Raw genomic sequence first — 9,097 nt, 5'->3', positions numbered from 1 at the left:
GCTGGATTAAGATTGATTAATGCAGCATACCTTCATTCACTTCAAAGAGTAATTCTTCCATTTGCTGGTAGGCATTTTCACATCCTGGAATGTTAAACAGCACCATTAATATGACCCATTTCAGATCTTCCAGGTCGAATTCTGCGGTATCCAGCGCGAGTACGCGTTCAATCACCATTTCTCGCGTTTCGAGGTTTAGCACCTGAATCTGCTCGAGGAATAACAAAAATCCCCGACAACTGGCATCCAGACGATCGCACTCTTCTGGAGTATAAATACGAACAGAGAGAGGATCGGAAGCAAGCTGCATTGGCTCAGCAAGCCCTTCCTGATAGTCAGCCAGCTTTTCCAGCCACAGGAGTGCATTGTAGATGTCTTCACGATCAAAACCGGCGTCGGTAAGATCCCGTTCAAGTTTGTCCTGATCCACACGTAATTCCGTTTCGTTGTGGATATACGTTTCAAACAAATACATTAGTACGTCGAACATGGCATGCCCTCCTCAATCGGACATAGCCGCCGGGTACAGCTGCGATCCATCCTGCTAACTCCAGTTCGAGTAGCTGAGCCACTACCGCTGGCACAGGTTGGCCGGCACGTTCAGCGACGACGTCAACAGGTGTTACCTCATCTCCTACGTTAGCCAGGAGCTCGGGAAATGGCAATGCCGCAGCTTCGCGATCTGGTGAATAAAGTGAATTTTCAGGCTCATCTGGCAGCCAATGTAAGCCATACTGCAAATTTTCCACGATTTCCTCTGGCGAAGTCACAAGTGTGGCGCCCTGCTTCACGAGCCAATGCGGCCCTTCGCTTCCCGGGTTCCCTATTGGCCCCGGTAAAGCAAACACTTCCCTGCCTTGCTCTATCGCGCAGCGTGCAGTCACCAGAGATCCGCTGCGCTGCGCTGCCTCTACCACCAGCACGCCTTTGCTCAGACTGCTGATGATACGGTTTCGTCGGGGAAAATTGCGCGGGAGCGGGTGCATTGCCAGCGGAAATTCGGATACCAGCGCCCCGCCCGCGTCGAGCAATCGCTCTGCCAGATAGCCATGACTACGTGGATAGATAACCTCGAGACCGCTGCCCAACACAGCGATACTTTTACCCTGTGCCTGGATTGCCGCAGTATGCGCTATTCCATCGATGCCGCGCGCCAGTCCGCTGGTGATCGTAATTCCCCAACCTGCGAGCTTTTCGCAGAACATCCGCCCCCACCGTTCTCCGTACCAGGAAGGCGTACGGCTTCCCACCACCGCCAGCTGTACGTCATGAAGACAGGCAAGGCTTCCGGAAACAAACAGGGCACCAGGATAATCGTCAATAGCACGAAGTTGGGTTGGATAATGATCATCATCTGCCAGTAATAAATAATGATGAGGCGCCTCAAGCCAAAGCAGCGTTTTCTCCCGTTCTTCATCCGAAAGCGAGAAAAAGCGTTTAATCCAGGAGGGCGAAAACCCCGCGTTGCGAAGCACCGCGGCATCAATATGTGGCTGTGCGATAAGCCAGTGTGCGATGCGCAGCATCTCGTCGCCGCACAATTCACTCACCCGCATCAAACGTAGCCAAATCTCTGTACGGTTCATCCTTGTCCCCCTGCCACAGGCAGTCTCAGCAATCTTTGCGATTGGTCACTGATGCTGTCAATCAGAGGGGGATTTGTCTAGAATAGAGGTAATAATCTTTTCAACTCCTGAACACAACTCTGGATAACTATGTCAGTTTTGCAAGTGTTACATATTCCGGACGAGCGCCTTCGCAAAGTCGCAAAACCGGTTGAAGAAGTGAATGCAGACATTCAGCGTATCGTCGATGATATGTTCGAGACGATGTACGCAGAAGAAGGTATTGGCCTGGCAGCGACGCAGGTTGATATTCATCAGCGGATAATCGTGATTGACGTCTCTGAAAACCGCGACGAGCGCCTGGTACTCATTAACCCGGAACTGCTGGAAAAAGAAGGCGAGACCGGTATCGAAGAAGGGTGCCTGTCGATTCCGGAACAGCGCGCTTTGGTGCCACGTGCGGAAAGAGTGAAAATTCGCGCGCTCGATCGCGAGGGTAAACCATTTGAGCTGGAAGCCGACGGCCTGCTGGCTATTTGTATCCAACACGAAATGGATCATTTAGTCGGTAAACTGTTTATCGATTATTTGTCGCCGCTGAAGCAGCAACGTATTCGTCAGAAAGTTGAAAAACTCGACCGCCTGAACGCACGAGCTTAAGGACAAGAATCAACGTGTCAGACTCACTACGTATTATTTTTGCGGGTACACCTGACTTTGCAGCGCGTCATCTTGACGCGCTGTTGTCTTCTGGACACAACGTTGTCGGCGTGTTTACCCAGCCCGACCGCCCGGCAGGCCGCGGCAAGAAACTCATGCCCAGCCCGGTAAAAGTGCTGGCGGAAGAAAAAGGCATTCCCGTATTCCAACCCGCCTCATTACGCCCGCAGGAAAACCAGCACCTGGTTGCCGATCTGCACGCAGACGTTATGGTTGTCGTAGCGTATGGTCTGATTCTTCCCAAAGCGGTGCTGGATATGCCGCGGCTCGGTTGCATTAACGTCCACGGTTCCTTGCTCCCACGCTGGCGTGGCGCGGCGCCGATTCAACGTTCGCTTTGGGCTGGCGATGCCGAAACAGGCGTAACCATTATGCAGATGGACGTTGGTCTGGATACGGGCGATATGCTCTACAAGCTCGCTTGTCCGATTACCGCAGAAGATACCAGCGGTACGCTGTACGACAAGCTGGCAGAGTTGGGCCCGCAGGGTTTGATCGAAACGCTGAAACAATTAGCCGAAGGGCGGACAAAACCAGAAGCTCAAGATGATGCGCTGGTTACCCACGCTGAGAAACTCAGCAAAGAAGAAGCCCGAATTGACTGGTCGCTTTCCGCAGCGCAACTGGAACGCTGCATTCGCGCGTTCAACCCCTGGCCGATGAGCTGGCTGGAAATTGACGGTCAGCCGGTGAAAGTCTGGCAGGCGTCCGTTGTGGCTGCAGCCACCCAGGCTCAGCCCGGGACTATTCTGGACGCGACAAAACACGGCATTCAGGTTGCCACAGGCGACGGCATTTTAAATTTGCTCTCGTTGCAGCCCGCCGGAAAAAAAGCCATGAGCGCGCAGGATCTTTTAAATTCACGTCGGGAATGGTTCATTCCTGGCAACCGTCTGGCCTGACGGTCACTTCTTACTCCGCCCGGTGTCGCCGGGCATTTTTATTTTTGCGGTTATGAATAAGAAACTCAACTTACGCAGTATGGCGGCGCAAGCCATTGAACAGGTCGTCGAGCAAGGACAATCATTGAGCAATGTTCTGCCGCCGATGCAACAAAAGGTTTCCGACAAAGATAAGGCACTGCTGCAGGAGTTGTGCTTTGGGGTGCTGCGCACGCTGTCACAACTGGAGTGGCTGATCAGCAAGCTCATGTCTCGCCCAATGACGGGCAAGCAGCGTACCGTGCATTACCTGATTATGGTCGGATTCTACCAACTGCTGCATACGCGCATTCCCCCTCACGCCGCGCTGGCCGAAACGGTCGAGGGCGCAGTCGCCATCAAGCGCCCTCAACTGAAAGGCCTTATCAACGGCGTGTTACGTCAGTTCCAGCGTAAGCAGGATGAGCTGCTGGCGGAATTTTCTAACACTGAAGCGCGTTTTTTGCATCCTTCCTGGCTGCTTAAGCGCCTGCAAAAAGCCTGGCCGGAACGATGGGAAGCTCTTGTCGAAGCCAACAACCAGCGCCCACCGATGTGGTTGCGGGTAAACCGCACGCATCATTCACGAGACGCCTGGCTGGCACGACTGGAAGAAACAGGCATAACAGGCTTCACCCACCCGGCATACCCTGACGCGGTACGCCTGGAAACGCCTTCACCAGTGCATGCGCTTCCTGGCTTCGACGAAGGCTGGGTCACCGTTCAGGACGCTTCCGCTCAGGGCTGCGTCACCTTTCTTGCGCCGCAAAACGGCGAACATATATTAGATTTATGCGCGGCGCCAGGCGGTAAAACCACACACATCCTCGAAGCGGCCCCCGAAGCCGATGTTCTGGCCGTAGACGTTGATGAACTGCGGCTCTCTCGCGTTTATGACAACCTTAAACGTCTCGGGATGAAAGCGACCGTTAAGCAAGGCGACGGACGTTATCCGGCACAGTGGTGCGGCAAGCAGCAGTTTGATCGTATTTTACTGGACGCTCCCTGCTCTGCCACTGGCGTTATCCGTCGCCATCCAGACATAAAATGGCTGCGTCGGGATCGGGACATTGCCGAACTGGCGAAGTTACAGGCAGAAATACTGGATGCCATTTGGCCGCATCTGAAATCAGGCGGGACGCTGGTGTACGCAACCTGTTCAGTACTGCCGGAAGAGAACAGTCTACAGGTTAAAGCTTTCCTGCAACGCACAGCAGACGCCATTCTCAGCGAAACCGGTACGCCTGAACAACCTGGCCGGCAAAATCTGCCTGGCGCAGAAGAAGGTGATGGCTTCTTTTACGCTAAGCTAATCAAAAAGTGATGAGATAACGGGTCACGACTGATGAAAATAATCATTCTGGGCGCAGGGCAGGTTGGCGGCACACTGGCAGAAAACCTGGTTGGCGAAAACAACGATATCACCGTGGTCGATACTAACGGGGAGCGTCTACGAAGCTTACAGGATAAGTTCGATTTGCGCGTGGTGCAGGGCCACGGTTCACATCCTCGCGTTCTGCGTGAGGCCGGGGCTGACGATGCCGATATGCTGGTAGCTGTAACCAGTTCCGATGAAACAAACATGGTCGCCTGCCAGGTGGCCTATTCTTTATTCAACACACCGAATCGTATCGCGCGTATACGCTCTCCTGACTACGTTCGCGATGCAGACAAACTGTTTCATTCTGAGGCCGTACCTATCGATCATCTCATTGCCCCGGAGCAACTGGTTATCGATAGCATTTACCGGCTGATCGAATATCCCGGCGCACTGCAGGTGGTTAACTTTGCGGAAGGCAAGGTCAGCCTGGCTGTCGTTAAGGCTTACTACGGCGGTCCGCTGATCGGGAATGCCCTGTCAACCATGCGTGAGCACATGCCGCATATTGATACGCGAGTCGCGGCTATTTTTCGTCACGATCGTCCTATCCGCCCACAGGGATCAACCATTGTCGAAGCCGGGGATGAAGTCTTCTTTATTGCGGCTTCTCAGCATATCCGCGCGGTAATGAGCGAGTTGCAGCGGCTGGAAAAACCGTACAAACGCATCATGCTGGTTGGCGGCGGTAATATCGGCGCAGGCCTGGCGCGTCGCCTGGAAAAAGATTACAGCGTGAAGCTGATCGAACGCGATCAGCAACGGGCGGCAGAGCTGGCTGAAAAACTGCAAAATACGATCGTCTTTTTTGGCGATGCGTCGGATCAGGAGTTGTTAACCGAAGAACATATTGATCAGGTCGATCTCTTTATTGCGGTGACCAACGACGATGAAGCGAATATCATGTCGGCAATGTTGGCTAAACGGATGGGCGCAAAAAAGGTGATGGTGCTGATCCAGCGCCGCGCTTATGTCGACCTCGTTCAGGGGAGCGTCATAGATATCGCCATATCACCGCAGCAGGCAACGATATCAGCGTTACTCAGCCACGTCCGTAAGGCGGATATTGTAGGCGTTTCCTCTTTACGCCGTGGCGTGGCGGAAGCCATTGAAGCTGTGGCGCACGGGGATGAGAGCACCTCCCGCGTGGTGGGCCGGGTTATTGATGAAATCAAACTGCCGCCAGGAACAATTATTGGCGCCGTGGTGCGTGGCAATGACGTCATGATTGCGAATGACAATTTGCGCATCGAGCAAGGCGATCATGTCATTATGTTTTTGACCGACAAAAAGTTTATTACCGACGTCGAACGCTTATTCCAGCCAAGCCCTTTCTTCCTGTAACTGAGAAGGGTGCATTATTAGCACCCTTTTTAATCCACTGATTTGACAAGGTTAATTCGAACATTTATCTCATGACATAAATGGAAATTGCCTTAACATTTGTTAAACTTATTATCGTCAGCTGCTTGGGAGAATAAAAATGAGCATTATTAAAGAGTTTCGCGAATTCGCGATGCGCGGGAATGTTGTCGATTTGGCAGTGGGTGTCATTATTGGTGCGGCGTTCGGTAAGATTGTTTCGTCACTGGTTGCCGATATCATCATGCCACCGCTGGGATTATTAATTGGCGGGATCGATTTCAAACAGTTTGCCTTTACGCTACGTGAGGCGCAGGGCGACATCCCGGCTGTTGTGATGCATTACGGTGTGTTTATTCAGAACATCTTTGATTTCGTGATTGTCGCGTTTGCTATCTTCATGGCGATCAAGTTGATTAACAAACTCAACCGTAAGAAAAAAGAAGAGCCGGCGGCACCACCCGCTCCGACAAAAGAAGAAGTGCTACTCACTGAAATTCGTGACCTGCTCAAAGAACAAAATAACCGTTCTTAACTGCTCGCTAAAAGCAGAAGGCCAGTGGTAAAAAAGTGATTCACTTTCTTGCCACTGGGCTCCCAGTTCCCGCGATTGCCGTGTTTTCCTTTACGTAAATAACTGCCTTTCCCTTTCTTGTTCTTTTCCACGCGTTGCCTGAAAAGTGGGTCATGCAGTAGTGCCTCTATGGCGTTGTCTTTGATCTGCCCTTTCGTATGTTGATAACGGCTCATAATTACTCCAGTTGTAGGATTTAACGGCGCGAGTGTAATCCTGATGGTTGACTAAATCAACAGCCTGACTTTATTCCACTGGCGCCTTGCTCCAGGGCCTCGAGAATCGAACAGTAAACGCTACTGTGCGCCGTACCACAACAGGCGTCATTCAGTCGTTGCAGGGAACGCTGCATTGTTTGCAGTTCCGCTATTCTTGCTTCAACTTCTTTCAGCCTCTCCTGCACGATCCCTTTTGATTCCTGGCAGGTATGATGCTCGGGATCGATACGGATCGACAGCAGTTCGCGGATCGACTCGAGTGTAAAACCAAGCTGTCGCGCGTAGCGGATAAATTTCAGACGTTGAAGATCGTTTTCGGTATACAAGCGAAACCCACCTTCAGTACGGACTTCATGTTCCATCATCTGCTGCTTCTCATAATAGCGGATGGTGTCCGGCGTAACCTCGGCCAGCTTTGCTAACTCTCCAATACGATACATCTCTTCTCCTTTAACGCTCACTGATTTTATGCGACAGCTTTTTGGCATATTCACCGCGAAGAAATTCCGTACTCACCCCGGCCTGTCTGAGCTTGAGCTCCAGTAATGACAAACGACGACTGACTTCCTGATACTGAGGATCATCCTGTCGAATCCCGTTTAGCAAATCCAGCAGCGCAATCGCTTCTTTACGCTGTTCCAGTTCAGGGGGAAGACAGCCTGCATTTTTCAGTAAGCGATAGCCAGCGCGTAGTTCAGCCGGAACATGCGAGTCGTCATCCAGAATGAGCGGCTCTCCGCGTCCGGGCAGATGGTCAAATTCGCCTTTACTCTGCGCTTCAAGGATATGGCGCTCCGCCCACTGGTCCAGTAACCACATACAACGCTCCAGGGGATGAACAAAAAGAATACAAATTATTGTAGATAAGTGGGGATGCTGCGGATATAAAAAAACCCGCCGGAGCGGGTTTTTTTACGTTACTACAGATTACTCTGCAGCAGCTTCTGCTTTCGACTCAGAGCGATCAACCAGCTCGATGTAAGCCATCGGCGCGTTGTCGCCTGCACGGAAGCCACACTTCAGAATGCGAGTGTAACCACCGGCGCGGCTCGCGAAACGCGGGCCCAGCTCGTTAAACAGTTTTGCCACGATCTCGTTATCACGAGTGCGGGCGAATGCCAGACGACGATTAGCTACGCTATCAGTCTTGGCAAGAGTAATCAGCGGCTCAACTACGCGGCGCAGCTCTTTCGCTTTAGGCAGGGTCGTCTTGATGATTTCATGACGAACCAGTGAACCTGCCATATTGCGGAACATAGCCTGGCGATGGCTGCTGTTGCGGTTCAGTTGACGACCACTCTTACGATGGCGCATGACCTTATCCTTCTCAGTAAAACCTTAACCTGCGATCCGGTTACTCGTCAGCGATGCTTGCCGGTGGCCAGTTTTCCAGGCGCATACCCAGAGACAGCCCACGGGAAGCCAGCACGTCTTTAATCTCAGTAAGAGATTTTTTACCAAGGTTAGGCGTCTTAAGAAGCTCAACCTCAGTACGCTGTACCAGATCACCGATATAGTGGATAGCTTCTGCTTTGAGGCAGTTAGCAGAGCGGACAGTCAATTCCAGATCGTCAACAGGGCGCAGCAGGATCGGATCGAATTCTGGTTTCTCTTCTTTCACTTCCGGCTGACGTACATCACGTAAGTCAACGAAAGCTTCCAGTTGTTCAGCCAGAATGGTCGCCGCACGACGAATCGCCTCTTCAGGATCGATTGTGCCGTTGGTTTCCATTTCGATGACCAGCTTGTCCAGGTCGGTACGCTGTTCTACACGCGCTGCTTCAACATTGTAGGCGATACGCTCTACAGGGCTATAGCATGCGTCGACCAGCAGACGGCCGATTGGGCGCTCATCTTCTTCCGAATGAATTCGGGTAGAAGCCGGCACATAACCACGACCGCGCTGAACTTTGATACGCATGCTAATAGACGCGTTCTCATCGGTCAGGTGGCAGATCACGTGCTGCGGCTTGACGATTTCGACATCACCGTCGTGGGTAATGTCGGCTGCAGTCACAGGGCCAATGCCAGATTTATTCAAGGTAAGAATAACTTCATCTTTACCCTGAACTCTCACCGCCAGCCCTTTCAGGTTGAGCAGGATTTCCAGGATGTCTTCCTGAACGCCTTCTTTGGTGCTGTACTCATGTAGTACACCATCAATCTCAACCTCGGTCACCGCGCAACCCGGCATCGATGAGAGCAGAATACGGCGCAGTGCGTTACCTAAAGTATGGCCAAAGCCACGCTCTAAAGGCTCAAGGGTCACCTTGGCGTGCGTCGAACTCACTTGCTCGATATCTACCAGGCGCGGTTTTAGAAACTCTGTCACAGAACCCTGCATTGTGTCCTCTCTTTGG

At 52.2% G+C, this 9,097-nt stretch carries 12 protein-coding genes; 5 read left to right on the top strand and 7 right to left on the bottom strand.

The features are described from left to right. Positions 1–16: 16 nt before the first annotated feature. Both smg and dprA read right to left on the bottom strand, forming a co-directional pair. A complete protein-coding gene (gene smg, locus JY391_RS02385) occupies positions 17–490 on the bottom strand; it encodes a DUF494 family protein Smg (RefSeq protein WP_211935173.1) in 474 nt (157 codons plus the stop codon). Next, positions 462–1,586 carry a DNA-protecting protein DprA gene (dprA, locus tag JY391_RS02380; protein ID WP_042293077.1) on the bottom strand — a complete coding sequence of 375 codons (1,125 nt, stop codon included), beginning with the start codon at positions 1,584–1,586 and terminating at the stop codon, positions 462–464. Before dprA ends, smg begins: the two co-directional genes overlap by 29 nt. 129 nt (positions 1,587–1,715) lie before the next feature. On the opposite strand from dprA, the gene def reads away from it, so the two are divergent. From def to mscL, 5 genes are all read left to right on the top strand, one after another. Beyond that, positions 1,716–2,225, top strand: coding sequence for a peptide deformylase (gene def, locus JY391_RS02375; RefSeq protein ID WP_060570674.1), 510 nt, complete (start codon positions 1,716–1,718; stop codon positions 2,223–2,225). 14 nt (positions 2,226–2,239) lie between these two features. Then, the gene (fmt, locus tag JY391_RS02370; RefSeq protein ID WP_060570675.1) at positions 2,240–3,187 is read left to right on the top strand and encodes a methionyl-tRNA formyltransferase; all 948 of its coding nucleotides are present in this window, start codon (positions 2,240–2,242) and stop codon (positions 3,185–3,187) included. 52 nt (positions 3,188–3,239) lie between these two features. Then, positions 3,240–4,529 carry a 16S rRNA (cytosine(967)-C(5))-methyltransferase RsmB gene (rsmB, locus tag JY391_RS02365; RefSeq protein WP_211935172.1) on the top strand — a complete coding sequence of 430 codons (1,290 nt, stop codon included), beginning with the start codon at positions 3,240–3,242 and terminating at the stop codon, positions 4,527–4,529. A gap of 21 nt (positions 4,530–4,550) precedes the next feature. Continuing rightward, positions 4,551–5,927, top strand: a complete 1,377-nt coding sequence (trkA, locus tag JY391_RS02360; protein ID WP_042293086.1) for a Trk system potassium transporter TrkA — start codon at positions 4,551–4,553, stop codon at positions 5,925–5,927. A gap of 139 nt (positions 5,928–6,066) precedes the next feature. After that, the gene (mscL, locus tag JY391_RS02355; protein WP_042293089.1) at positions 6,067–6,480 is read left to right on the top strand and encodes a large-conductance mechanosensitive channel protein MscL; all 414 of its coding nucleotides are present in this window, start codon (positions 6,067–6,069) and stop codon (positions 6,478–6,480) included. On the opposite strand, the gene arfA is transcribed toward mscL, so the two are convergent. From arfA to JY391_RS02330, 5 genes are all read right to left on the bottom strand, one after another. Continuing rightward, positions 6,477–6,695, bottom strand: a complete 219-nt coding sequence (arfA, locus tag JY391_RS02350) for an alternative ribosome-rescue factor ArfA (RefSeq protein ID WP_211935171.1) — start codon at positions 6,693–6,695, stop codon at positions 6,477–6,479. The two genes, mscL and arfA, sit on opposite strands and share 4 nt — an antisense overlap. 56 nt (positions 6,696–6,751) lie before the next feature. Then, the gene (gene zntR / locus JY391_RS02345; protein ID WP_042293092.1) at positions 6,752–7,177 is read right to left on the bottom strand and encodes a Zn(2+)-responsive transcriptional regulator; all 426 of its coding nucleotides are present in this window, start codon (positions 7,175–7,177) and stop codon (positions 6,752–6,754) included. Between the two features lie 10 nt (positions 7,178–7,187). Then, on the bottom strand, positions 7,188–7,556 hold the full coding sequence (locus JY391_RS02340) for a DnaJ family domain-containing protein (protein ID WP_042293094.1): 369 nt from the start codon (positions 7,554–7,556) through the stop codon (positions 7,188–7,190). 108 nt (positions 7,557–7,664) lie between these two features. Further along, positions 7,665–8,051, bottom strand: a complete 387-nt coding sequence (gene rplQ, locus JY391_RS02335; protein WP_001216372.1) for a 50S ribosomal protein L17 — start codon at positions 8,049–8,051, stop codon at positions 7,665–7,667. Between the two features lie 40 nt (positions 8,052–8,091). Further along, positions 8,092–9,081, bottom strand: coding sequence for a DNA-directed RNA polymerase subunit alpha (locus JY391_RS02330; RefSeq protein ID WP_001162094.1), 990 nt, complete (start codon positions 9,079–9,081; stop codon positions 8,092–8,094). Positions 9,082–9,097 lie beyond the last annotated feature (16 nt).

This window comes from Citrobacter sedlakii, assembly GCF_018128425.1.
In the GTDB taxonomy this organism is placed as follows: domain Bacteria; phylum Pseudomonadota; class Gammaproteobacteria; order Enterobacterales; family Enterobacteriaceae; genus Citrobacter_A; species Citrobacter_A sedlakii.
This window is presented reverse-complemented; position numbering and strand designations above follow the sequence as displayed.